This is a genomic window from Nocardiopsis oceanisediminis, from assembly GCF_048595525.1.
GTDB lineage: Bacteria > Actinomycetota > Actinomycetes > Streptosporangiales > Streptosporangiaceae > Nocardiopsis_A > Nocardiopsis_A oceanisediminis.
Window position 1 is genome coordinate 5467720 of sequence record NZ_JAFMZJ010000001.1, and the last position, 24754, is coordinate 5492473.

Below are 24754 nucleotides of genomic sequence, written 5' to 3' on the forward strand. Positions count from 1 at the left end.
CATGCCCCGCGGCCCGCGCACTCGAAACGTCTTCGATCTTCGCCGTCGTCCGGGCGGGAGGCCCCGGCGGCCCCTCCCCCGGCGGTCTCAGCGCAGTTCCTCCTGGTAGGACTCGGTGACCAGGGTGAGGCCGCAGCGCCAGAGGAAGGCCTGCTTGGCGGGTTCGCGGGCCGAGGTGGTGACGATGAGGCGGACCGCGCCGGCGGCGCGCAGCCGGGACCGGGCCTCCTCGATCAGCGCCGATCCGACCGGCCACCAGTCGTGCGGGTCGGCCACCGCGAACTCCTCGATCCGGGCCACCTGGCCCTCGCCCGGGCGGGTGGTGGAGCGGGCGGTGCCGCCGACCAGGTAGCCGCGCACCACCTCCTGCTCGGTGGCGACCAGGGTGGTCGTGGAGGGGTCGCCGACCAGCGCGGCGATGCGGGAGCGCAGCGTCTCCGCGGTGCCCGCCGCGGCCGGGTCGTCGCGCTCGGACAGCGCGGCGATCGCCGCGGCGTCGGTGGGCAGGGCCTTCCGGACGGTGAGTCGGGTTTCGGTCGTCATGGTCCCCCGTTCCGTGCGTCGCCGCAGCGGTCCCTAGTGGTGTTCCCCCCTGTGCCGGGCATCACCCCCTTCGCGGTGATCCGGGGTGGTTCGGGGTGATCTGCGGGTGGTAGGCCCAGGTAGACGGCACCGGACCGAGCGAGGGGGCAGCGATGGCGGACGAGCGCGGAGCCAGGAGCGGGGTGGGGGGGCGCACGGGTCGGCCTGGAGCCCCCGGACGGCGGCGCCGCACTGCGCGAGCTGCTCGACGGGCGCTGGCGCGAGGTCCGCGAGCGGGCCCGGGAGCGGCTCACCGGAGAGCTCTTCGCCCCGGTCGCCGGGCTGTCCGTGGAGGAGCACCGGACCCGGGTGGCCGAGCAGCTGGCCGCGCTGGCCGCCACCGAGGTGTCGGGGTACGGCTTCCCGACCGCGGTGGGCGGCTCGGGCGACCTCGGCGCCTCCGTGGCCGCCTTCCAGATGCTGGTCTGCGACATGTCGCTGATGGTCAAGGTCGGCGTGCAGTGGGGGCTGTTCGGCGGCGCGATCCACGCGCTGGGCTCGGACCGGCACCACGCCGAGTACCTTCCCCGGGTCATCTCGCTGGAGCTGCCCGGCTGCTTCGCGATGACCGAGACCGGGCACGGCTCCGACGTGCAGCGGCTGCGCACCACCGCCGACTACGACCCGGCGACCGGCGAGTTCACCGTGCACACCCCGGACGAGGCGGCGCGCAAGGACTACATCGGCAACGCCGCCCGGGACGGCCGCGCCGCGGTGGTCTTCGCCCGGCTGCGCACCCTCGGCACCGACCACGGGGTGCACGCCCTGGTGGTGCCGGTCCGCGACGCCGAGGGGCGGCCGCTGCCCGGCGTCACCCTGTCCGACTGCGGCCCCAAGGGCGGGCTGAACGGCGTCGACAACGGGCGCATCTCCTTCGACCGGGTGCGCGTCCCGCGCGAGGCGCTGCTCGACCGGTACGGCTCCGTCGCCCCGGACGGCACCTACACCAGCCCGATCGAGAACCCGAACCGGCGGTTCTTCACCATGCTCGGCACCCTGGTGCGCGGCCGGATCAGCGTCGCCGGGGGCGCCGGCACCGCGGCCGAGGCGGCGCTGGCCATCGCGGTCCGCTACGCCGGGGCGCGCCGCCAGTTCGAGGGCCCGGACGGCGAGGTCCTGCTGCTGGACCGCCGCTCCCACCAGCGCCGCCTGCTGCCCCGGCTGGCCCGGAGCTACGCCCTGCACTTCGCCCAGGAGGAGCTGGTCGCCGCGCTGCACGACGCGGAGACCGGGGAGCGGCCGCTGGACGAGCACGGCCGGCGCGAGCTGGAGTCCCGCGCGGCCGGGCTGAAGGCGGTGGCGACCTGGCACGCCCTGGACACCGTGCAGGCCTGCCGGGAGGCCTGCGGCGGCGCCGGCTACCTGGCGGAGAACCGGCTGACCCAGCTGCGCGCCGACGCCGACGTGTTCACCACCTTCGAGGGCGACAACGTCGTCCTGCTCCAGCTGCTCGCCAAGGCGCTGCTCACCGAGCACCGGGACGCCTTCGGCGACCTGGACGCGCTGCGCATGGCGCGGTTCGCCGCCGGGCAGGTGCTGGAGGGGGTCATCGAGCGCACCGCCGCCCGCTCGCTGATCGAGCGGCTGGTCAGCGCCGCTCCGGGCCGCGGCGACGAGGCCGACCTGTACGACCGCGGCTGGCAGCTCAAGCTGCTGGAGGACCGCGAGGAGCACACCGTCGCCGGGCTGGCCCGGAGGCTGCGCCGGGCCGGCGGCGGGGGCCCCGAGCGCGCGTTCCGGGTCTTCGACGACGCCCAGGACCACGTGCTGAAGGCGGCCCGGGTGCACGTGGACCGGGTGGTGCTGGAGGCGTTCGTCGCCGCGATCGAGCGCTGCGCCGAACCGGTGACCCGCAAGCTCCTGGAGCGGGTCTGCGACCTGTACGTGCTGTCGGTGGTGGAGGAGGACCGCGCCTGGTTCCTGGAGCACGAGCGGCTCTCCGGCACCCGCGCCAAGGCGGTCGTGCAGGCCGTCGACGACCTCTGCCGCGGCCTGCGCCCGCACGCCCGGACCCTGGTCGACGCCTTCGGCCTGCCCGACGCCTGGCTGGCCGCCCCGATCGCCCTGGGCGCGGAGGACCGCCGCCAGGAGGAGCAGCTCCGCCACGACGCCGAGCAGGAGGCCCCGGCCCCGGCCCCCTGACCGCCCCGGAGCGCGCCGTCCGGGACGAGGGCCGCTCCGCCGCCTTCCGCCCGCCCGGTGTGCGCACGCCCGCCGGACCGCCCGCGCCCCGGGCCTCCGGCGCGCGGCCGGCCGTCGGCGGGCCGCCCGTGCTCCCACTCCGCCCGGGAGTTCGCGGGGTCGCGGAGGCCGCCGGGCCGTGAGGAGCCGGCCACCGCGTGCGGGAGGGAGCGGCCGCACCGGTCGAGCGGGGCCGAGCCGCGTCCGCCGTCCGGAGAACCGGGCCGGAGCGGCGGCGCCCCCTGGCGCTCCGGCCGTCCCGGCCGCAGCGGGCCCGGCGCGGTCCGGGGCCCGAAGAACCGGCGTCGGACACCGCGCCATGACGCGGGAAAGACAGCCGAACGCGCCATAGGCCTGAAGGAGCACCACACCCGCCCAGGTTGAAGAACAAGCTCAGAGGCCGTCGGGTGTCCGGCCGACCGCCCGGTGGGGCCGCCCCGCGCTTCCCCGCCCGCCCCCGGTGCGGTAGGCCGCCCGCCGCGGCCCGCCCCCGCGAAACCTCCCCGCGGCGGCCGCGGCGGCACCGGGCCCCGGCCCGCGCCCGGACACCCCGGGCGACCGCTCGCGCACCCGGGCCTCTCAGGGCTCCAGGACCTCGCGGACGCCGCGGGCGATCTCCAGGTCCTCCCGGGCGGTGATGACCAGGGTGCGCACCCTGGCCCCGGGGGCGGTGACGTCGGCGTCGCCCTGCGCCGCCTCGTTGGCCGCGGTGTCCAGGGCCACGCCGAGGAAGCCCAGGCCGTCGGCGGCGCCGGAGCGGACCCGCGGCTGGTGCTCGCCGACGCCGGCGGTGAACACCAGGGTGTCCAGGCCGTTCAGCGCGGCCGCCATGGAGGCGATCCTGGCGCGCAGCCGGTGCAGGTAGACGTCGAGGCCGAGCCGGGCCCGCGGGTCGCCGGCGTCGACCTGGTCCATCACGTGGCGCATGTCGGAGTCGCCGGTCAGGCCGGCCAGGCCGCCGCCGCGGTCCAGGCCCTCGGAGACCTCCTCCGGGGTGAGCCCGGCGTGCTGGATCAGCCAGAGCAGCATGCCCGGGTCGGTGTCGCCGCTGCGGGTGGCCATGACCAGGCCCTCGGTCGGGGTGAAGCCCATCGTGGTGTCGATGCTGACGCCGTCGTGCACGGCGGCCAGCGACGCGCCCGCGCCGAGGTGGGCCACGACCAGGCGGCCCGCCGAGCGGCCCAGCATCTCCGCGCTGCGCCGGGCGGAGTAGGAGTGCGACAGGCCGTGGAAGCCGTACCGGCGCACCCCGAGCCGCTCCCGCCACTCCCGGGGGACCGCGTAAGCGGTGGCGGCCTCGGGCAGCGTCGCGTGGAACGCGGTGTCGAACCCGGCGACCTGCGGGAGGTCCGGCAGCGTCTTGCGGGCGGCCTCGATGCCGGCCAGGGACTTGGGCAGGTGCAGCGGGGCGAGGACCGCGAGCTCCCGCAGGCGCGCCACCACCCGGTCGTCCAGCAGCACCGGGGCCCGGTGGTCGGGGCCGCCGTGCACCACCCGGTGCCCCACCGCGTCGACCCGGGGCAGGTCCGCCAGGGCCCGCTCCATCTGCTCCGCGGTGACCGCGCCGCCCTGCAGCTCGATGGTGTGCCGCCCGAGCGGCTCGTCCCCGGGGCCGAGGACCGATAGTTTCACGCTGCTCGATCCGGTGTTGACGATCAGCACCTGCATGCGCCGCCCGCCTCTCCTCCGCGCGCGCCGTTGCGCGCTCCGCTGAGCCGTTCTCCGCAATGTCCCCCGCGCCCGGTGCCCGGGTCAAGGAGGGGCGCGGGCGCCGCACCGCCCGCCCCCGCCCCCGGCCTCAGGAGGTCCAGGTCCAGTCCCGGATCTCCGGAGCGTCGTCGCCGTACTCGCGGGTGTGCGCCCGGCAGCGCAGCCGGGCGTCGTGCATCCGCTGGCTGAGGTGCGCCGCCTTGACCGCCAGCCCCGGCACCCGGTCGATCACGTCCATCACCAGGTGGAACCGGTCCAGGTCGTTGAGCATCACCATGTCGAACGGCGTGGTGGTGGTGCCCTCCTCCTTGTAGCCGCGGACGTGCAGGTTGTCGTGGCCGTTGCGGCGGTAGGTGAGGCGGTGGATCAGCCAGGGGTAGCCGTGGAAGGCGAAGATGACCGGCTTGTCGGTGGTGAACAGCGCGTCGTAGGAGCGGTCGGTGAGCCCGTGCGGGTGCTCCTCGGCCGGCTGCAGCCGCATCAGGTCGACCACGTTGACCACCCGCACCCGCAGCTCCGGCAGGTGGGTGCGGAGCAGGTCGGCGGCGGCCAGCGTCTCCAGCGTCGGCACGTCCCCGGCGCAGGCCAGCACGACGTCGGGGTCGGCGCCGCCGTCGGTGCTGGCCCACTCCCAGATGCCCAGGCCCCGGGTGCAGTGCGCGATGGCCTGGTCCATGGTGAGGTAGCCCAGTGCGGGCTGCTTGCCGGCGATGACCACGTTGACCGTGTCGCGCATCCGCAGGCAGTGGTCGGCGGTGGAGAGCAGGGTGTTGGCGTCCGGCGGCAGGTAGACCCGGACGATCTCCGGCTTCTTGTTCACCACGTGGTCGATGAAGCCGGGGTCCTGGTGGCTGAAGCCGTTGTGGTCCTGGCGCCACACGTGCGAGCTGAGCAGGTAGTTGAGCGAGGCGATCGGGCGCCGCCACGGGATGCCCCGGGTGACCTTGAGCCACTTGGCGTGCTGGTTGAGCATGGCGTCCACGATGTGGATGAACGCCTCGTAGCTGTTGAACAGCCCGTGCCGGCCGGTGAGCAGGTAGCCCTCCAGCCACCCCTGGCACAGGTGCTCGCTGAGCACCTCCATCACCCGGCCGCCGGGCGCCAGCGACTCGTCGGTGGGCAGCAGCGGCAGGTCCCAGGCGCGGTCGGTGGCCTCGAACACCGCGTTGAGCCGGTTGGAGGCGGTCTCGTCCGGGCCGAAGATGCGGAAGTCGTCCGGGTTGGCCCGGATCACGTCGCGCAGGTAGCCGCCGAGCACCCGGGTGGCCTCGTGGTGGTCCGCGCCGGGGCGCGGCACCTCGACCGCGTAGCCGCGGAAGTCGGGCAGGGTGAGGTCCTTGAGCAGCAGCCCGCCGTTGGCGACCGGGTTGGCGCTGATCCGGCGGTCCCCCTCCGGGACGACCAGCCCGGTGGTCTCCGGCAGCGGGGCGCCGTCCGGGGCGAACAGCTCCTCCGGCCGGTAGGAGCGCATCCACCGCTCCAGCTGGGCGAGGTGCCCGGGCTCGGTGCGCACCTGGGCCAGCGGCACCTGGTGGGAGCGCCAGGTGCCCTCCACCGGGAGCCCGTCCACCTCACCGGGGCCGGTCCAGCCCTTGGGGGTGCGCAGCACGATCATCGGCCAGCGCAGGCCGCCGCGGTCGGCGCCGTCCCGCGCCCGGCGCTGGATCTCGGCGATGCCGTCCAGGGCCCGGTCCAGCACCTGGGCCATCTCCCGGTGCAGCACGGCGGGGTCGTCGCCGGAGACGAAGACCGGCTCGTGCCCGTGGCCCTCCATCAGCGCGGCCAGTTCGCGCTCCGGCATCCGGGCGAGCACCGTGGGGTTGGCGATCTTGTAGCCGTTGAGGTGCAGGATCGGCAGCACGGCGCCGTCCGCGGCCGGGTCGATGAACCGGTTGGCGGCCCAGCTTCCCGCCAGCGGGCCGGTCTCGGCCTCGCCGTCGCCGACCACCGCCGCCACCACCAGGTCGGGGTTGTCGAAGGCGGCCCCGTAGGCGTGCGACAGCGCGTACCCCAGCTCGCCGCCCTCGTGGATCGAGCCGGGGATCTCCGGCGCGTAGTGGCTGGGCACCCCGCCGGGGAAGGAGAACTGGCGGAAGAGCCGGCGCATCCCCTCGGCGTCCCGGGTGACCTCGGGGTGGATATCGGTGTAGGTCCCGTCCAGCCAGGCGGTGGCCACCCCGGACGGGCCGCCGTGCCCGGGGCCCATGATCCAGATCATGTCCGTGCCGCGCCGCCGCACCTGCCGCTGGAGGTGGGCGTAGACGAAGTTGAGCCCCGGCGTGGTCCCCCAGTGCCCGAGCAGCCGGGGCTTGATGTGCTCGGGGGCGAGCGGTTCGCGGAGCAGCGGGTTGTCCAGCAGGTAGATCTGCCCGACCGAAAGGTAGTTGGCGGCCCGCCAGTAGAGGTCGACCGCGCGGAGCTCCTCCTCGGTCGGGGTCCCCCGGGGCCCGGTCTCGGTCGTCGTCATTCCTGTCCCCCTCGATCTGCGTCGGCAGCGGAGGTTCTCCTACCCGGCGGGCCGTCCGGGTATGGGCGGAGGGAGGTCACCGGATGCCCATCCGTCCGTCCCGATTCCCCCATCCCGCGCCCCGCCGGACGCGGCCGGGACGCGACGCTCTGCGGGGCGGGTAGGTTGGCCCGCGATGAATAACGATTCCGAAGACGGCGACCGGACCGAGACGAGCGGCGGCGAGGGGGCGGACGGCCGAGGCGGGCCCGCAGCCGCCGCACCGGACGCCCCGGACCGGGCCCGCGATGAGCGCCCGGCCGAGGAGGGCGGGGCCGGGGAGGCCGCGGAGGACGGCGTCCTCCCCGAGGACGGCGACGCCGGTGCGGAGGAGCCCGACGAGGCGCCGGCCGGGCCGGCCGGCGCACTGTCCACCGAGACGTTCGGCATCGCCGGCCTGCTCGCCCTGCTCGGCTCCCTGGTCGGCACCCGGGTGGTGGACCTGCTGGCGAGCACCACCGCCGCCTCCCAGGAGGGCGCGCTGAAGGCCGTCGCCCTCGGCGACGGCGTCTTCGCCCTGGTCGCGGTGGCGCTGTCCGCGGCCGGCCTCACCGCGGCCGGCCCGGCCACCCGGCCCTGGGCCCGCTGGCTGTCCACCGCGGTCCTGCTGGTCGGCGTCCTGCTGGTCGCCGCCGCGGCCGCGGCCTACCTGACGGTCCCGCCGCCGGCCCCGCCGCAGCCGATGATCCCGGGCATGTGACCGGCTCCGCCCCGCCCCGGGCCGCCGGGGCGGGGCGGCCCGCCGGCGACCGGCCGGTCAGTCCGTGCCGAGCTCGCGGCGGAGGATCTCCGCCCAGCGGGCGACGATCCGGCGGCGGCGCGGCTCGTCGTCGGTGAGCAGGCCGGCCAGGCCCAGGCCGCGGGCGAGGTCGAGGGTGGCCTGCACGGTCTCCCGTACCCCCGGGGCCGACTCGTCGGCCCCGAGCAGCTCGACGGCGGCGCGGTGCGCGGTCCGTCCGACGTGGTCCTCCAGCGGGATGATGTGGGAGCGCAGCCGCGGGTCGCTGGCGGCCGCCGCCCAGAGCTGCACCGCCCCGGCGAACACCGGGCCGCTGTAGGCGTCCACCATCATCTCCACCACGGCGGTGGTGCGGTCGGCGCCGGCGGGCAGGTCGCCGGCCCGGCGGCGCAGTTCGGCCATCCGGGTGTCGCTCATGTGCCGCAGCGCGGCGGTGAACAGGTCCTCCCGGGTGGGGAAGTGGTGCTGGGCGGCGCCGCGGGAGACGCCCGCACGCTCCGCGACGGCGGCCACCGTGCTGCCCGCCACGCCGCGCTCGGCGAGGCAGGCCGCGGCCGCCTCCAGCAGCCGGCGCCGGGTCGCCCGGCTCCGCTCCTGTCTCGGCTCGTGCGGCCGCGGCCCCTGGTCGTGCCCGGTGTCCACCTCGGCCCCTTCCCCCGCTCGCATCGCCGACAACCTATCCGGTCCCGGCACCGGCGAACGCCCGCCCCGCTGCACCCCGCCCGGAGGGCGCATTGCCCGCTCCTCTTCGCGAAGGGCCCGGACGGCCCGCCGGCGGGGGACCGCCCCGTCCCGCCCCGGGGGCTCGCACCGCTCCGCGGCACCGGCACCCGCACGCAGGGGCGAAAGCAGGCGCCGCCGGGCACCCCGCCCTCCCTCACCGGCCGCCCGGGGACGCGCCGGGGCTCCTCTCTCTCCTCGTGGAAAGGCCGGGCGAGCGCACCGGCGGGACGGCCCCGGGGCGCTCCTGCCGGCCGCTCCCGTCCGCGTCGCCTCGGTGGTCCTGCCCTTCCCGGGGGTGCTCCCGGCGGCTGCGGGGAGCGCCTCCGGGGAAGGCCTCCGGAGGCGGCGGCCCCCGGCTCCCGGCAGGCCTAGTAGGACTTGGGCAGGCCGAGGGAGTGCTGGGCGACGTAGTTGAGCACCATCTCCCTGCTGACCGGGGCGATCCTGCCCAGCCGGGAGGAGGCGATCGCCGCGCCGAGGCCGTACTCGGAGGCCAGGCCGTTGCCGCCGAGGGTCTGCACGGCCTGGTCGACGGCGCGCGCCGCCGCCTCGCCCGCCGCGTACTTGGCCATGTTGGCGGCCTCTCCGGCGCCGGCGTCGTCGCCCGCGTCGTAGAGCGCGGCGGCCTTCTGCGTCATCAGCCGGGCCAGCTCCACCTCCACCTTGATCTGCGCCAGCGGGTGGGCCAGGCCCTGGTGTGCGCCGATCGGGCGGCCCCACACCTCGCGCTGCCCGGCGTAGCCGACCGCGGTGTCCAGGGCGTGCCGGGCCGACCCCAGGGCCAGCGACGCCGCCATGATCCGCTCCGGGTTGAGCCCGGCGAACAGCTGCAGCAGGCCGCTGTCCGGGTCGCCGACCAGGGCGTCGGCGGGCAGTCGGACGTCGTCCATGAACAGCCCGAACTGGTGGTCCGGGCTGACCAGGTCCATCTCGATGGGGCGCGCCTCGAAACCGGGGGCGTCGGTGGGGACGGTGAACAGCGCGGGCTTGAGCCGGCCGGTGGCGGCGTCCTCGGTGCGGCCGACGACGAGCACGGCGTCGGCGACGTCCACCCCGGAGATGAAGGTCTTGCGGCCGGTGAGCAGCCAGTCCCCGCCGTCCCGGCGGGCCGTGGTGGTGATGTTGTGCGCGTTGGAGCCGGCGTCCGGCTCGGTGATGGCGAACGCGAGGATGCTCTCCCCGGAGGCGATGCCGGGCAGCCAGCGCCGCTGCTGGGCTCCGGTGCCGAACCGGGCGAGCACCGTCCCGCAGATCGCCGGGGAGACCACCATCATCAGCGTGGGGCAGCCGCCGGCGCTCAGCTCCTCCAGCACGGCGGCCAGGTCGCCGATGCCGCCGCCTCCGCCGCCGTGCTCCTCGGGGATGTTCACCCCGAGGTAGCCGAGCTTGCCGGCCTCGGTCCACAGCTCGCTGAGGTAGGCGCCGGCCTTGGCCTTCTCCCGGTAGTAGCGCGGACCGTAGCCGGCGGTGAAGGCGGCCACCGCCTCGCGCAGCGCCGTCCGCTCGCCGGGTTCGGTGAATCTCATCTGGGACCTCCGAGGTGTCGAGGGGCCGAGGCCCGGGGAAGGGCGCGGACGCGCCCGGGAAGCGCACCGCCCGGCGGCCGGGGGCGCGTACCGGTCCGGCCTGCACCGGACCGCGCGGAGCGGCCGCCCCGGCGGCCGGCCCCGCCCGCGTTCTCCTCCGGGGCGCGGCGGCGGGCCCGGCGCCGCCTCCGGAGCGGCGGGCCGCCCGGGCGGACCGGCGCGGACGGCACCGCGGGCAGCACCGGAGCGGCCGCGGGCCCGGGGCGCTCCGCCGGGCGGGGCGGGCGGGAAGGGGCCGGCACCGGAGCCGCTCCGAAGGCGGTGGCACGGCCGCGCCGGGGGCCGGCGGCCCCGTGGCCGGGTCCGGCGGCGACGGCCGGAGCGGAAGGGCGGCCGCCGGCGGGCGGTTCCGCCGGGAGCCCGCCCTCTCCGGGCCGCGTCCGGGCGGAGGTCACCTCCGCTCCCCGTCCGGGGCGGGGGCGCCGCCTTCGGCGGGGGCGACCACGGCGAGGACGTCGCCGGTGTCGACCCGGGCGCCGGCGGCGGGCAGGCCGGTGACGGTGCCGGCGGCCGGGGCGGTGATCCGGTGCTCCATCTTCATCGCCTCCAGCCAGAGCAGCGGCCGGCCCGCCTCCACCCGCTCGCCCTCGGCGGCGGCGACCCGGACCACGGTGCCCGGCATCGGCGCGAGCAGGATGCCCGGCGGGACGTCGCCGGCGCCGTCCGGGAACCGGCTCAGCGGGGTCAGGGCCACCGGGCCCAGGTCCGAGTCGACGTGCACCTCTCCCCCGGGCAGCCGGTGCACCTCGAAGGTCCGGAGCACCCCGTCGGCGGAGAGCCGCACCTCGTCGGAGGCGGCCCGGTGCACCCGGACGTCCCCGTCCCCGGTGGGCAGCGGGACCGGGCCGGTGCGGCCCGCGGTGTAGCCGGCCTCCACCTCCTCTCCCGCGCCGGTCCGGTACCGGCGGACGTGCGGTGCGGAGGGGAGGTTGCGCCAGCCCGCGGGGAGGCCGCCGAGGACCGGCGCGGCGGCGCGGTTCGCCTCGGCGGCGGCCAGGGCGGCGGCGAGCGCGGACAGCCGGACCGCCCTCCCGTCGGCCAGCGGCCGGCCCAGTTCGGCGGCGCCGTGCAGGTCCAGGAACCGGGTGTGCACCTCGCCGGCGGCGAACGCCGGGTGGCGCAGCACCCGGACCAGCAGGTCGCGGTTGGTGCCGACGCCGTGCAGCCGGGCTCCGGCCAGGGCCGCGGAGAGCCGGCGCAGCGCGTCGGCGCGGCTGCTCCCCCAGGCGATGACCTTGGCGACCATCGGGTCGAAGTCGGTGCCGACCTCGGTGCCGTCCTCGACGCCGGCGTCCACCCGGACGCCGTACCGGTCCGGCGGGGCGAACGCGGTCCGCGCGGCCGGGACGGCGAACCGCGCCATGGTGCCGGTCTGCGGGCGCCAGTCGGCCAGCGGGTCCTCGGTGCAGATCCGGGCCTCCACCGCGTGCCCGCGCGGCTCCGGCGGGCCGCCGGCCGGCAGCGGCTCGCCCTCGGCGATGCGCAGCTGCCACTCCACCAGGTCCAGGCCGGTGACGCACTCGGTGACCGGGTGCTCCACCTGGAGCCGGGTGTTCATCTCCAGGAACGAGACGGAGCCGTCCTCGGCGACGAGGAACTCGGCGGTGCCCGCGCCGGTGTAGCCGATGGCGGCGGCCATCCGGCGCGCCGCCTCGTGCAGCCGCTCGCGCAGCCCGGCGGGGAGCCCCGGGGCGGGGGCCTCCTCGATGAGCTTCTGGTGGCGGCGCTGCACCGAGCAGTCGCGGTCGCCGACGGCCCACACGGTGCCGTGCGCGTCGGCGAGGAGCTGCACCTCGACGTGGCGGCCGCGCTCCACGTACCGCTCGCAGAAGACCGCCGGGTCGCCGAAGGCCGCGGCGGCCTCGGCGCGGGCCGCCTCCGCCTCGGCCGGCAGGTCGGCGAGGTCGCGGACGATGCGCATGCCGCGCCCGCCGCCGCCGGCCGACGCCTTGATCAGCACCGGCAGGTCGGCCTCGGCGGCCTCCTCGGGCGGCACCGAGCGGAACACCGGGACGCCGGCCCGGGCGGCGAGCTCCTTGGCGGCGATCTTGGCGCCCATCGCCTCGATCGCCTCCGGCGGGGGGCCGACCCAGGTCAGCCCGGCCTCGACCACGGCGCGGGCGAACGCGGCGCTCTCCGAGAGGAACCCGTACCCGGGGTGCACGGCGTCGGCGCCGGCCCGCTCGGCGGCGGCGACCAGCAGGTCGGCGCGGAGGTAGGTGTCGGCGGGGGCGGTGCCGGGCAGCCGGACCGCGGCGTCGGCCTCGCGGACGTGCGGCGCGTCGGCGTCGCCGTCGGAGTGGACCGCGACGCTGCGCACGCCCAGGGCGCGGCAGGCCGCGATGGTGCGGCGGGCGATCTCGCCGCGGTTGGCGACGAGCAGCGTGGTGATCATCGCGGACCTCCGGGGTGGGGGGCGGGGGCGTGGTTCGCCGGGACCCGGCCCGCGGCGGTGCCCGGGGGCGCGGAGTACCGCGGTCCGGGGCGGCCGGGTCCGAACCACTCGGGCGCCGTGCGGTCCCCTGCGGGGGCGGACGGAGCGCGCGCGGGCGAGGGCGGCCGGGCTTCCGTCCCTCCCGCCGCGCGAGGCCGGCGGGCGACCGCCTCGGCGGCGGTGCCGTTCCGCGCGCGGTGCCCCATGCCGGGCTGCGGGGACGGAGCGGGGTCGGGGGTGGTCTGCACGGCTCGCCCCTTCACATCCGGAAGACGCCGAAGCCGTCGGCGCCGCGCACCGGGGCGTTGTGCACCGCGGACAGGCAGAGCCCGAGCACGGTGCGGGTGTCGCGGGGGTCGATGACGCCGTCGTCGTAGACCCGTCCGGAGAGGAAGAGCGGGAGCGACTCGGCCTCGATCCGGTGCTCCACCATCTCCCGCATGGCGGCGTCCCGGTCCTCGTCGTAGGGGCGGCCCTTGGCCTCGGCGGAGGCGCGGGCGACGATGGACAGCACCCCGGCCAGCTGCTTGGGCCCCATCACCGCGGACTTGGCGCTGGGCCAGGCGAACAGGAAGCGGGGGTCGTAGGCCCTGCCGCACATCCCGTAGTGCCCGGCGCCGTAGGAGGCGCCGATGAGCAGCGACAGGTGCGGCACGGTGCTGTTGGAGACGGCGTTGATCATCATCGCGCCGTGCTTGATGATGCCGCCCTGCTCGTACTCCCTGCCGACCATGTAGCCGGTGGTGTTGTGCAGGAACAGCAGCGGGGTGCGGGACCGGTTGGCCAGCTGGATGAACTGGGCGGCCTTCTGCGACTCGGCGCTGAACAGCACCCCCTGGGCGTTGGCCAGGATCCCCACCGGGTAGCCGTGCAGCCGCGCCCACCCGGTGGCCAGGCTGGTGCCGTAGGCCGGTTTGAACTCGTCGAAGTCGGAGCCGTCCGCGATGCGCGCGATCACCTCGCGCGGGTCGAACGGGACCTTGAGGTCGTCCGGGACGATCCCGGCGAGCTCCTCGGGGTCGCAGAGCGGGGGTTCGGCCGGGGCCGGGGCGGGGCCGGCCTTGCGGTGGTTGAGCCGGGCCACGATGCGGCGGCCGATGCGCAGCGCGTCGTACTCGTCGGCGGCCAGGTGGTCGGCGAGGCCGGAGGTGCGGGCGTGCATCTCCGCGCCGCCGAGCGACTCGTCGTCGCTCTCCTCCCCGGTGGCCATCCGGACCAGCGGCGGCCCGCCGAGGAACACCTTGGAGCGCTCCTTGACCATCACCACGTGGTCGCTCATCCCGGGCACGTAGGCGCCGCCCGCGGTGGAGTTGCCGAAGACCAGGGCGATGGTGGGGATGCCGGCCGCGGAGAACCGGGTGAGGTCGCGGAAGAGCCGGCCGCCGGGGATGAAGATCTCGCTCTGGCTGGGCAGGTCGGCTCCGCCGGACTCGACCAGGTTGATCAGCGGCATCCGGTTCTGCTCGGCGATCTCCATCGCCCGCATGGTCTTCCGGCCGGTCCAGGGGTTGCTGGCGCCGCCGCGCACCGTGGGGTCGTTGGCGATGATCACGCACTCGGTGCCCTCGACCGCGCCGACGCCGGTGACCACGCTGGCGCCCACCGGGAAGTCGCTGCCCCACGCGGCCAGCGGGGAGAGCTCCAGGAACGGCGCGTCCGGGTCGAGCAGCAGCTCGATCCGCTCCCGGGCGAGCAGCTTGCCGCGGCCGCGGTGCCGCTCGACGTACTTCTCGCCGCCGCCGGCCAGCGCCTTGGCGTGCTCGGCGTCGATCTCGGCGAGCTTGCCGAGCATCGCCTCGCGCGCCCGCGCGTAGCCGGGGGAGGCGGTGTCCAGGCGGGATCGGAGTACGGTCATGGCAGCAGCGCCTCCGGGACGTCCAGGTGCCGGCCGCGCAGCCATTCGCCGAGCGCCTTGGCCTGCGGGTCGGATCGGGTGTTGCCGCCGGCGCCGTCGCCGAGCAGCCCCTCGACGACGAAGTCGGCGGCGCGCAGGTGCGGGAAGAGGTGCCGGGTGACCGGCAGCGGGGCGGCCTCGGGGATCAGCCGCTTGAACTCCTCCACGGTGAGGGCGTGCGCGAGCCAGCTCCAGGCGGCGTCGTCGCGCACCCACACCCCGACGTTGGCGTCGGAGCCCTTGTCCCCGCTGCGCGCGCCGGCGACCAGGCCGAGCGGGGCCCGGCGCACCGGGCCGGCCGGGGGCGGCGGCGGGAGCGGCGGCTCAGGCACCGGGGCGGGCTCGCGGGCGGCGGGGGCGGGCGCGATGCCGACCCGCTCGCCGCCGGGGAGCACCGCGGTGTGCGGCACCCGGCCGGCGGGGACCCGTCCGGCGGTGAACGCGACCCCGTCGGGGCGGGCGTCACCGGGCGGGGCGGTGGCGTGGAACCCGGGGACGCTGGAGAGCGCGAGCTCCACGCAGGCGGCGCTGAACGCCCGGCCGACCTTGCTCCGGTCCGGGTCGGAGGCGGTGATGCGGAGCAGCGCGGAGGCCCCGTCCTGGGTGGGCGCGTCGGGATCGGCGGCCTCCGCGCCGACCAGCCGGAAACTCAGCCGGGCGGGCTCGCGGCCGCGCAGCGCGGCGCGGAGCTGCCGCTCCGCCAGCTCCGCCTTGGCCTCGATGTCCAGCCCGGTGAGGACCAGCTCCATGCCGTTGCGGAAGCCGCCGATCCGGTTCATGCCGACCTTGAGGTCGGGGGGCGGCGCCTCGCCGCGCACCCCGTGCAGCCGGACCCGGTCCGGGCCCTCCTCGGTGAGCCGGGCGGTGTCCAGCCGGACGGTGGCGTCGGGGTTGGGGTAGCGGGCCCCGGTGATCTCGTAGACGAGCTGGGCGGTGACGGTGCCGGCGGTGACCGCGCCGCCGGTGCCGGGGTGCTTGGTGATCACCGCCGACCCGTCGGCGTGTACTTCGGCGATGGGGAAGCCGGGCCGGGTGAGGTCGCGCCCCTGCTCCTGCAGCTCGGTGAAGAACGCGTAGTTGCCGCCGGTGGCCTGGGCTCCGCATTCGATGACGTGGCCGGCAGCGACCGCCCCGGCGATCGCGTCGAAGTCGTCCGGGGCCCAGCCGAAGTGCGCGGCGGCCGGGCCGACCACCAGCGAGGCGTCGGTGACCCGGCCGGTCACCACGATGTCGGCGCCGGCCCGCAGGCAGGCGGCGATACCGAAGCCGCCCAGGTAGGCGTTGGCGGTGAGCGGCGCGCCCAGCCCCAGCTCGGCGGCGCGGGGCAGCAGGTCGTCCCCTTCGACGTGGGCGATCCGCAGCTCGACGCCGGCCCGCTCGGCGAGGGCGCGCAGCGCGTCGGCGAGCCCGGCCGGGTTGAGCCCGCCGGCGTTGGCGACGACCTTGACGCCGCGCTCGGCCACCGCGCCGAGCACGCCCTCCATCTGCCGCAGGAAGGTCCGCGCGTATCCGCGGGAGGGGTCCTTGAGCCGGTCCCGGCCGAGGATGAGCATGGTCAGTTCGGCCAGGTAGTCGCCGGTGAGCACGTCCAGCGGGCCGCCGTCCAGCATCTCGGCGACCGCCTCCGAGCGGTCTCCGTAGAACCCGGAAGCGTTGCCGATCCGCAGCGGTGTGACCCCGGTCTCCGTCATGCGCACGAGCGTGCCACGCCCCCGGAGGAAAAACAAGCGCGGATGATTGTTTTTCTGCTGGGGTGTCCGGGGCGGCCCCGACGGCGGTGCGCGGGGCTCTCCGGGAAAAGGACGGCACCGCCCGCCGCCCGCCCCCTAGGGTCGGGGCATGGAACGGGCGCTGCTCATCATCGACATGCACGAGTTCCTGGTCGAAGGGCTGTGGCAGGGGGCGGAGACGGCCCGGCGGATCGGCGGGATCGCCGACCGGGCGCGCCGTCGGGGCGTCCCGGTGCTGGTGCTGCACCAGGTGGACGACGACCCGGGCGGCCTGTTCGCCCCGGAGCGGCAGGGGCGCGGGGTCAGCCCGCTGATCGGGGTGCGCGGCGGCGACCGGGTGGTCCCCAAGTGGGCGACCGACTCCTTCTACCGGACCGGGCTGGCCGAGGTCCTGCGCGACCTGGGCGCCGACACCCTGGTGGTCACCGGCGCCGCCACCGACTACTGCGTGGACGCCACCGTGCGCTCCGCCGCGAGCCACGGCTTCGACGTCGACCTGGTGGCCGATGGCCACGCCCCGATGTCGGTGGGCGACCCGGAGGCCGGCCTCACCCCCGAGCAGGTGGTCGCGCACCACAACGCGGTGCTCAGCCGGGCGATCCACCCCGGCGGGAAGGTCCGCCTGGTCAAGGCGGCCGAGCTCTTCCCCCGCGAGGGTTGACAGCCCAGTCGGTCGAGCACAGCACCCCACGGAGTGAAGGTTCAAGCGGGCGGCGACGGCAGGAGGGGCACCGGCCACCCGGGCGTCGGGCCCCACGGAGCAAAGGTCCAAGCCGGCAGCGAAGGCAGGGAGGGGCACCGGCCGGTCGATCAGGCGCGGCGCCCCACGGAGCGAAGGTTCATGCCGGCAGCGACGGCAGAGGTGGGGCGGGGTGCAGGTGTCGCCCGAGCGCGGCGTCTCGCGGGGTGAGGGTTCAAGCGGGCGGCGAAGGCGAGAGGGCGTGCCAGCTGGTCGGTCGGGTGCGGCGCCCCACAGGGCGAGGGTTCATGCCGGCAGCGACGGCAGCAGCGAGGGGACCGGCCGGTCGGTCGGGCGCGGCGCCCCACGGAGCGAAGGTCAAGACGGGCGGCGACGGCAGCGGTAGGGGCGGGGCCGGGCGTCTCACCCGGGCGCGGCGCCTCACGGGGTGAGGGGTCAAGCAGGCGGCGAAGGCGGGAGGGGCCGGGTGCCGCGTTCACCGGCCCGGCCCGCGCCCACCAGGGTGGCTTTATCCCTTAAGCCGGGTTTGCGGCGGGGCTCGGGCGGGGCGGGGGGTGCCCTGCGCACCTCCGCAGCACCCCGATTACATCTACCAGCGAGTAGTAAGCCCTGAGACCCCCATTGCCCCCTCGCCGATCACCCAGAGTGGCCAAGCAGGGCCTCCCAGGAGAATAAAAGCGACATCTCGCCCCCGTGTTGCCCCTGCCCGGGTTCCGGCCCCCTGCTTCCCGGCTTTGCGGGCGGCTCGAACCCCGATCACCGGCCCGGTCAGCCCCGTTCGAGCTGCCAGGGGGCCGGATCCGGGCCGGGATGCGCGCTCAGGAATCACCGGGGTGCTCTCGCGGTGTGCAGGGCGCCCCTCCCTGCCATCACCCTGCGTATTCATGCAGGTCAGGGGGGTGTGGCAGTTTCAAGGAAGGCCGGCCCCGGCGCCGGGGCGACGCGGGCACGGCGAACCCGCCCTCTCCGCCCCCGACCATTCCCGCCCTGCTCTGCCGCGCCCGACCGGCCGGCCGGTCCCCTCGCTGCCGCCGTCGCCGCCCGCTTGAACCCTCACTCCGCGAGACGCCGCGCTCGGGCGACACCTGCACCCCGCCCCACCTCTGCCGTCGCTGCCGGCATGAACCCTCGCCCTGTGGGGCGCCGCACCCGACCGACCAGCTGGCACGCCCTCTCGCCTTCGCCGCCCGCTTGAACTCCGGCCCCGCGAGGCGCCGCGCCCGGCTCGGATGCCCGACTGCGCCCCTTCCTTCGCCGTCGCCGCCGGTCTGAACCTTCGCTCCGTGGGGCGCCGCGCCTGATCGACCGGCCGGTGCCCCTCTCTGCCTTCGCTGTTGGCTTGGACCTTTGCTCCGTGGGGCCCGACGCCCGGGTGACCGCCTGCGCCCCCTGATCCCTGGAGAGGCGGGCCGTCTTTCTTCAGTCCGGTGGGTCAGCCGAGGCGTTCGATGATCAAGGGGAGCGGTTCGGTGCCCGGGGCGGGCGGGGCGTCCTCGGGGGTGATCCGGGCGGCGCCGGCGAGTGCCTCGGCCGCGGGCTCGAAGCGGTCCGGGTCGTCGGCGCACAGGGTGAGCAGCGGCCGGCCGGCGCGGACCCGGTCGCCGGGTTTCGCGTGCAGCACGACACCCGCTCCCGCCGAGACCGGGTCCTCCTTGCGGACCCGGCCGGCGCCGAGGCGGCGGGCGGCGATGCCGACCGCGTAGGCGTCCAGGCCGGTCAGCACCCCCGTGGCGGGGGCGGGCACCTCGCGCCGCTCGGCGGCCTGCGGCAGCGGGGCGTCCGGGTCGCCGCCCTGCGCGGCGACCATCGCCCGCCAGGCGTCCATCGCGCTGCCGTCGCGCAGCGCGTCCGCCGGGTCCTTGGCGCCGGGCATGCCCGCGGCCGCCAGCATCTCCCGGCCCAGCTCCACCACCAGCCGGACCAGGTCCTCCGGGCCGCCGCCGGCCAGCACCTCCAGCGCCTCGGCGACCTCCAGGGCGTTGCCCACCGCCCGCCCCAGCGGGGCGTCCATCCCGGTGATCAGGGCCCGGGTGCGCACCCCGTGGTCGGCGCCGATGTCGACCATGGTGCGGGCCAGCCGGCGCGCGCTCGCGGTGTCCTTCATGAACGCGCCCGACCCGGCCTTCACGTCCAGCACCAGCGCGCCGGTCCCCTCCGCGAGCTTCTTCGACATGATCGAGGCGGCGATGAGCGGGACCGACTCGACGGTCCCGGTGACGTCGCGCAGCGCGTACAGCCGCCGGTCGGCCGGGGCCAGGCCGGGCCCGGCGGCGCAGATCGCGCCGCCCACCTCGCGCAGTCGGCGGAGGAGCTCGCCGGGGGCCAGCTCGGCGCGCCAGCCGGGGATCGACTCCAGTTTGTCCAGGGTGCCGCCGGTGTGGCCGAGCCCCCGCCCGGACAGCTGCGGGACGGCCGCCCCGCAGGCCACCACCGCCGGGGTGAGCGGGAGGGTGGTCTTGTCGCCGACACCGCCGGTGGAGTGCTTGTCCGTGGTGGGGCGGTCCAGCCCGGTGAGGTCGAGGCGGTCGCCGGAGCGGAGCATCGCCCCGGTCCAGCGGGCGACCTCGGCGCGGGTCATCCCGCGCCACACCACGGCCATGCAGAGCGCGGCCATCTGCTCGTCGGCGATCCCGCCGGACGGCCCTTCGGCGTAGCGCGCGATCAGCCAGTCGATCTGCTCGGGGGTGAGCTCGGCCCCGTCGCGCTTGGCCGTGATGATGTCGATGACGTCCACTCTGCCTCCGTGCCGGCCCGGCGCCCCGCCGGACCGCTGGTCGGTGCTCCGGCCGCACGCGGCGGCCCCGTGCTCGGGCCCCCGCCCGCCGCCCGCGGCTCCGCGCGGGGCCGCCGAGGGGGCGGGGCGGGGTCAGTCCTGCAGGTCCTGCGGGCCGAACGGCTGCGGCAGCAGCCGGGAGAGCGGCAGCACCCCCTCGGGGGTGTCCACCTCCAGGTCGGGCCCGCCGTGCTCGTAGAGGAGCTGGCGGCAGCGGCCGCACGGCATGAGCGGCGCGCCGTCGCCGCCGGTGCAGCTCAGCGCGGTGAGCCTGCCGCCGCCCTGGGCGTGCAGGGCCGAGACGAGACCGCACTCCGCGCACAGCGTCAGCCCGTAGGAGGCGTTCTCCACGTTGCAGCCGACCACCGTGCGCCCGTCCGCGGTGAGCGCCGCCGCGCCGACCCTGAACCCCGAGTAGGGGGCGTAGGCGCGCTGCGCGGCGGCGTGCGCCGCGGCGCGCAGCGCCGCCCAGTCCGCGCCCGGTCCTCCCTCGCTCATCCGCTCTTCCTCCGCCACTGCCGTCCGATCGCGGCCGGGGGCCGCAACCGCTGCGAGGCCAGCGCCAGCACCAGCAGGGTGGCGATGTAGGGGCTGGCGATGACCACCTGGCCGGGGACGGTGTCGGTCAGCGCGTACCAGGCGCCCAGCAGCACCGCCACCGCCAGCGAGGCGACCGCCGCGCCGATCCGCCGGCGCCGCCACTGCCAGACCGCGACCGCCGCCAGCGCCACCGCCATGAGCAGCAGCAGCGCGTGCACCGCCGGGCCCTGGCCGCGGACCTGGAGGGCGTCGGTGAAGCCGAACAGGCCGGCGCCCATCGCCAGGCCGCCCGGCCGCCAGTTGCCGAAGATCATCGCGGCCAGCCCGATGTAGCCGCGCCCGCCGGTCTGGCCCTCCTGGTAGACCGAGGAGGCCACCATGGCGAGGAACACCCCGCCCATGCCGGCCAGGCCGCCGGAGACCAGCAGCGCCGCGTACTTGTGCCGGTAGACGCCGACGCCCAGGGACTCGGCGGCGTCGGGGTTCTCCCCGCAGGAGCGGAGCCGCAGCCCGAACCGGGTGCGCCACAGGATCCAGTAGCTGGCCGGCAGGAGCAGCAGCGCGATCAGGGTGATCGCGGACATCCCGGTGGTCAGCCCGATCACCGCCCCGGCGAGGTCGGAGACGAGGAACCAGCCGGTCCGGTGGACCGGACCCAGCACCGACTCCACCAGCGGCAGCCCCACCCGGGGGAAGTCGGGCAGCGGCGGCGACTGGCCCGCGCCGCCGCCGGGGGCGTCCATGAAGTACAGCACTGACAGGTAGCGCATCGCACCGACGGACAGGATGTTGATCGCCACGCCGGAGACGATGTGGTCCACCCCGAAGGTGACCGTGGCGACGGCGTGGATCAGCCCGCCCGCCATGCCGCCGAGGATGCCGGCGGCCAGGCCGGCCCAGGGGTTCCCGGTGCTCCAGGCGGCGAACGCCCCGAACCAGGTGCCGAACACCATCATGCCTTCGAGGCCGATGTTGATGATGCCGGCCCGCTCGGCCCACAGGCCGCCCAGGGCGGCGAGCCCGATCGGCACCGCGTAGGCCAGCATGGTCTGCACGGTGCCCGCCGCGGTGAGCGCGTCCTGGCCGCTGAACAGCCGGACCGCGGAGAGCGCGGCGAACGCGGCCAGCGCCAGGCTCAGCAGCCGCCAGCGGCGGTGGGAGCGGGGCCGGGGCGGGGCCGCCTCGGGGACGGCGGCGGTCATCTCCTGGCTCACTGGGCCACCTCCGCCCGGCCGAGTTCCCGGCCGACCTGCTGCTGCTCGTAGCGGCGGCCCCACCGGTGCACGACCTCGTAGACCACGACCACGGTGAGCACCACCGTGGCCTGGGTGACCACCGCCATCTCCTTGGGGATCCCCTCGAAGTCGAGGATCTGCGCGGACTGGTCCAGGAAGCTCCAGAACAGCGCGGCCAGCGCGATGCCCACCGGGTGGTTCCGGCCGAGCAGGGCGATGGCGATCCCGGTGAAGCCGAGCCCCACCGGGAAGTCCAGCGCGTAGTAGTGCGAGTCGCCGAGCAGCTGCGGCATGCCGACCAGGCCGGCCACCATGCCGGAGATGACCATCGTGAGCAGCACCATCCGCTTCACGTCCACCCCGCTGGCCCGGGCGGCCTCCGGCGCCTGGCCGGTGGCGCGCAGGTCGAAGCCGAACCGGCTGCGGTTCAGCATCCACCAGTAGCCCGCGCCGACCGCGGCCGCCAGCAGCACCAGCCCGAACAGGTCCACCCGGGCGCCCATGAAGCCCATCGGGACGCCCGGCACCCAGCCGGACTCGGCGATCTGCGGGGTGCCGATGTTGTTGGTGCCGATCTCCACCGCGAGCCGGTCGGTGGTGAGCAGGTAGGCGGTGATCCCGGTGGCGATGGAGTTGAGCATGATCGTGGAGATCACCTCGGAGACGCCGCGCGCGACCTTGAGGTAGCCGGCCAGCCCGGCCCACATGCCGCCGACCGCGACGGCCACGGCGATGATCACCGCCTGGTGCAGCACCGGGGGGAGCGACACCGCGCCGCCGACCGCGGCGGCGAGCAGCGCGGCCAGCCGGTACTGGCCGTCCACCCCGATGTTGAACAGCTTCATCTTGAAGCCGATGGCCACCGCCACCGCGGACAGGTAGAGCGTGGAGCCGTTGTTGGCGATGGTGACGATGCTGTCCGGCTTGGTGCCGTGGTCCAGCATCGCGGCGAACGCGAACAGCGGGTCCACTCCGGTGGCCACCAGCACCAGCGCGGTGGCCAGCAGGGCGAGCAGCACCGCGACGACCACCGCGGACATCGCCAGCGCCAGCATCCGGCCCAGGGTGCGGTGGATCAGCGGGGCCGCCGCACCGCCTGCGGCGGCGCCGATGCCGTAGGCGGCCGGTTCGATCAGCCACAGGTCGGCGACGGCGGCGGTGACCAGGCCGGCCGCCGCGCCGAGCAGCGGTGCCAGCACCTCGGTCGCGGCGCGGATCAGCGGCGGTTCCGCGCCGCGCGCGGCCGGCGCGCCGCCGCCGGCCGGTGGCAGGTGCCCGAGCAGGTGGCCGGCGAGGACACCGGCGGCCAGGGCGGCCGGGGCGAGCAGGAACAGGTCCAGCAGCACGGCGGCGATCGCGGCGGCGGCCGCACCGGCCGCCGCGGCCAGGGCGAGCGCGGACGGCCGGGGGGCGCCGGAGCCGCCGGGGGCACCGGAGGCGTCCGCGGTGTCGAGGCGGCCGCCGGAGCCGCCGGGGGTGCCTGCCGCTTCCGGGCGGTCAGGGGTGTCGGGGGCGCCCGAGGCGGACGGGGAGCCGGTCATCGCGCGCCTCCGCCCTCGGCGCCGGAACCCGGTTCGGGGCCCTCATCACCTGGGTCGTCCGGGGAACCGGAGCCGGCCTCCGGCGGGCCGGGCTCGGCGTCCCCGCCGCCGCCCGGACCGGCCGCACGCCCCGCACCGCCCCGGCCGGTCGGGCGGCCCTGGTCGGCCGTATCCTCCGGGCCTTCCGGGCCCTCGCGGGCCTCCGTGTCGGCCGTAGCGGCCAAGCCGGCCGCACCGTCCCGCTCGGCGGCGCTCTCGGGGGCCGCCGTACCGGTCGTGCCGGTCCGGGCGCCCCGCTCCCCCGGGGCGTCCGGGGCGTTTCCGGGGTCCGGCCCGGCGGCGCCGGTCATCGCGGAGCCGAGCCGCTCGGGGGTGACCGTCGCCGGGTCGGCGTCGGCGACCAGGGCGCCGCGGAGGATCACCTTGAGCGTGTCGGACATGCCGATCAGCTCGTCCAGGTCGGCGGAGACCAGCAGCACCGCCAGTCCCGCGGCGCGCGCCTCGCGCAGGTGGTCCCAGATCGCGGCCTGGGCGCCGACGTCCACGCCCCGGGTGGGGTGGGCGGCCAGCAGCACCGCCGGGTCGCCGCTCATCTCCCGGCCGACGATGAGCTTCTGCTGGTTGCCGCCGCTCAGCGCGTCGGCGAGCACGTCGATGCCGGGGGTGCGCACGTCGTAGGCGTCGACGATGCGCCGGGTGTCGGCGCGGGCGCCGGCCGGGTCGATGCGGACCCCGCGGGAGTTGGGCCGCTCGCGCTGGTGGCCGAGGATCCGGTTCTCCCACAGCGGCGCTTCCAGCAGCAGGCCCTGGCGGTGCCGGTCCTCGGGGATGAAGCCGACGCCGGCCTCGCGGATCTCCCGGGTGGAGCGGCCGGTGACGTCGGTTCCGCGGAGCAGCACCCGGCCCGCGGCGATCGGGCGGATGCCCATCACCGCCTCGATCAGCTCGGCCTGGCCGTTGCCCTCGACCCCGGCGATGCCGACGATCTCGCCGCGCCGGATGCGCAGCGACACGCCGTCCACCACCGGGCGGCCGTCGGCGGCCTCCACCCGCAGGCCGTCCAGTTCCAGCACGGTCTCGTCGGTGACGGTGGACTCGCGCAGCTCGGGCAGGGGCAGCACGCCGCCGACCATCAGGGAGGCCAGCTCCCGGGCGGTGGTGGCGGCCGGGTCGGCCGTGCCGACGGTGGTGCCGCGCCGGATCACCGTGATGGTGTCGGCGACCCGCAGCACCTCGTCCAGCTTGTGCGAGATGAAGATGACGGTGAGGCCCTCCCGCTTGAGCTCGCGCAGGTTGGCGAAGAGCTCGTCGACCTCCTGGGGGACCAGCACCGCGGTGGGCTCGTCCAGGATGACGATGCGCGCGCCGCGGTAGAGGACCTTGAGGATCTCCACCCGCTGGCGGTCGCCGACGCCCAGCTCCTCGACCAGCACGTCCGGGCGGACGTTGAGGCCGTACTGGTCGGAGAGGGCGCGCACCCGCGCGCGGGCGCCCGAGCCGATGCCGTGCCGGGCCTCCGCGCCGAGCACGGTGTTCTCCAGCACGGTCAGGTTGTCGGCGAGCATGAAGTGCTGGTGCACCATGCCGACGCCGTACCGGATCGCGTCCGCCGGGGAGCCGAGCACCGCGCGCTCCCCGCCGATGCGGATCTCGCCCTCGTCCGGGCGGTGCAGCCCGTAGAGGGTCTTCATCAGGGTGGACTTGCCCGCCCCGTTCTCGCCGACGATGGCGTGCACGGTGCCCGCGCCGACCGCGATGTCGATGTCGTGGTTGGCCACGACCCCCGGGAACCTCTTGGTGATCCCGCGCAGCTCGACCGCGGGAGGGGTTCCCTCGCCGGCCGCCTGCTCCTTGCTCATCGTGCTCCCCGTCGAAGTCCT

The 24754-nt window shown here is 76.4% G+C and carries 16 protein-coding genes; 3 read left to right on the top strand and 13 right to left on the bottom strand.

Annotated features, from left to right (window positions below):
• Window positions 1-87: 87 nt before the first annotated feature.
• Entirely contained in the window at window positions 88-543 is a 456-nt protein-coding gene (locus J0910_RS23850) for a GNAT family N-acetyltransferase (RefSeq protein WP_420160771.1), read from the bottom strand.
• Window positions 544-747: 204 nt separating this feature from the next.
• Between J0910_RS23850 and J0910_RS23855 the strand changes: the two genes are divergently transcribed.
• A complete protein-coding gene (locus J0910_RS23855; protein WP_420162070.1) occupies window positions 748-2724 on the top strand; it encodes an acyl-CoA dehydrogenase family protein in 1977 nt (658 codons plus the stop codon).
• 618 nt (window positions 2725-3342) lie between these two features.
• Here the strand turns inward: J0910_RS23855 and J0910_RS23860 are convergent.
• Window positions 3343-4431 (bottom strand): acetate/propionate family kinase, encoded by a 1089-nt coding sequence (locus J0910_RS23860; RefSeq protein ID WP_420160772.1) that lies wholly within the window; start codon window positions 4429-4431, stop codon window positions 3343-3345.
• A 130-nt stretch (window positions 4432-4561) separates the two neighbouring features.
• Complete coding sequence (locus tag J0910_RS23865) at window positions 4562-6940, bottom strand: phosphoketolase family protein (RefSeq protein WP_420160773.1); 2379 nt, start codon at window positions 6938-6940, stop codon at window positions 4562-4564.
• A 175-nt stretch (window positions 6941-7115) separates the two neighbouring features.
• Between J0910_RS23865 and J0910_RS23870 the strand changes: the two genes are divergently transcribed.
• The gene (locus J0910_RS23870) at window positions 7116-7679 is read left to right on the top strand and encodes a hypothetical protein (RefSeq protein WP_420160774.1); all 564 of its coding nucleotides are present in this window, start codon (window positions 7116-7118) and stop codon (window positions 7677-7679) included.
• A 57-nt stretch (window positions 7680-7736) separates the two neighbouring features.
• Here J0910_RS23870 and J0910_RS23875 read toward each other — a convergent pair whose 3' ends face one another.
• The 5 genes from J0910_RS23875 to J0910_RS23895 all read right to left on the bottom strand — a co-directional run bounded on the left by J0910_RS23875 (window position 7737) and on the right by J0910_RS23895 (window position 16046).
• Window positions 7737-8384 carry a TetR/AcrR family transcriptional regulator gene (locus tag J0910_RS23875; protein WP_420160775.1) on the bottom strand — a complete coding sequence of 216 codons (648 nt, stop codon included), beginning with the start codon at window positions 8382-8384 and terminating at the stop codon, window positions 7737-7739.
• Between the two features lie 425 nt (window positions 8385-8809).
• Window positions 8810-9967 (bottom strand): acyl-CoA dehydrogenase family protein, encoded by a 1158-nt coding sequence (locus tag J0910_RS23880; RefSeq protein ID WP_420160776.1) that lies wholly within the window; start codon window positions 9965-9967, stop codon window positions 8810-8812.
• A gap of 451 nt (window positions 9968-10418) precedes the next feature.
• The gene (locus J0910_RS23885; RefSeq protein WP_420160777.1) at window positions 10419-12422 is read right to left on the bottom strand and encodes an ATP-binding protein; all 2004 of its coding nucleotides are present in this window, start codon (window positions 12420-12422) and stop codon (window positions 10419-10421) included.
• A 298-nt stretch (window positions 12423-12720) separates the two neighbouring features.
• Window positions 12721-14316 carry an acyl-CoA carboxylase subunit beta gene (locus tag J0910_RS23890; RefSeq protein ID WP_420160778.1) on the bottom strand — a complete coding sequence of 532 codons (1596 nt, stop codon included), beginning with the start codon at window positions 14314-14316 and terminating at the stop codon, window positions 12721-12723.
• Entirely contained in the window at window positions 14313-16046 is a 1734-nt protein-coding gene (locus J0910_RS23895; protein ID WP_420160779.1) for an acyclic terpene utilization AtuA family protein, read from the bottom strand. The genes J0910_RS23890 and J0910_RS23895 overlap by 4 nt, the downstream gene beginning before the upstream one ends.
• 148 nt (window positions 16047-16194) lie before the next feature.
• On the opposite strand from J0910_RS23895, the gene J0910_RS23900 reads away from it, so the two are divergent.
• Complete coding sequence (locus J0910_RS23900; RefSeq protein WP_420160780.1) at window positions 16195-16746, top strand: isochorismatase family protein; 552 nt, start codon at window positions 16195-16197, stop codon at window positions 16744-16746.
• Between the two features lie 1471 nt (window positions 16747-18217).
• On the opposite strand, the gene J0910_RS23905 is transcribed toward J0910_RS23900, so the two are convergent.
• From J0910_RS23905 to J0910_RS23925, 5 genes are all read right to left on the bottom strand, one after another.
• Window positions 18218-19519 carry a thymidine phosphorylase gene (locus J0910_RS23905; protein ID WP_420160781.1) on the bottom strand — a complete coding sequence of 434 codons (1302 nt, stop codon included), beginning with the start codon at window positions 19517-19519 and terminating at the stop codon, window positions 18218-18220.
• 132 nt (window positions 19520-19651) lie between these two features.
• Window positions 19652-20056 (bottom strand): cytidine deaminase, encoded by a 405-nt coding sequence (locus tag J0910_RS23910; RefSeq protein ID WP_420160782.1) that lies wholly within the window; start codon window positions 20054-20056, stop codon window positions 19652-19654.
• Window positions 20053-21312 carry an ABC transporter permease gene (locus J0910_RS23915; RefSeq protein WP_420160783.1) on the bottom strand — a complete coding sequence of 420 codons (1260 nt, stop codon included), beginning with the start codon at window positions 21310-21312 and terminating at the stop codon, window positions 20053-20055. The genes J0910_RS23910 and J0910_RS23915 overlap by 4 nt, the downstream gene beginning before the upstream one ends.
• Window positions 21309-22874 carry an ABC transporter permease gene (locus tag J0910_RS23920; protein ID WP_420160784.1) on the bottom strand — a complete coding sequence of 522 codons (1566 nt, stop codon included), beginning with the start codon at window positions 22872-22874 and terminating at the stop codon, window positions 21309-21311. Before J0910_RS23920 ends, J0910_RS23915 begins: the two co-directional genes overlap by 4 nt.
• Window positions 22871-24733 (bottom strand): ABC transporter ATP-binding protein, encoded by a 1863-nt coding sequence (locus J0910_RS23925; RefSeq protein ID WP_420160785.1) that lies wholly within the window; start codon window positions 24731-24733, stop codon window positions 22871-22873. The genes J0910_RS23920 and J0910_RS23925 overlap by 4 nt, the downstream gene beginning before the upstream one ends.
• Between the last annotated feature and the right edge of the window lie 21 nt (window positions 24734-24754).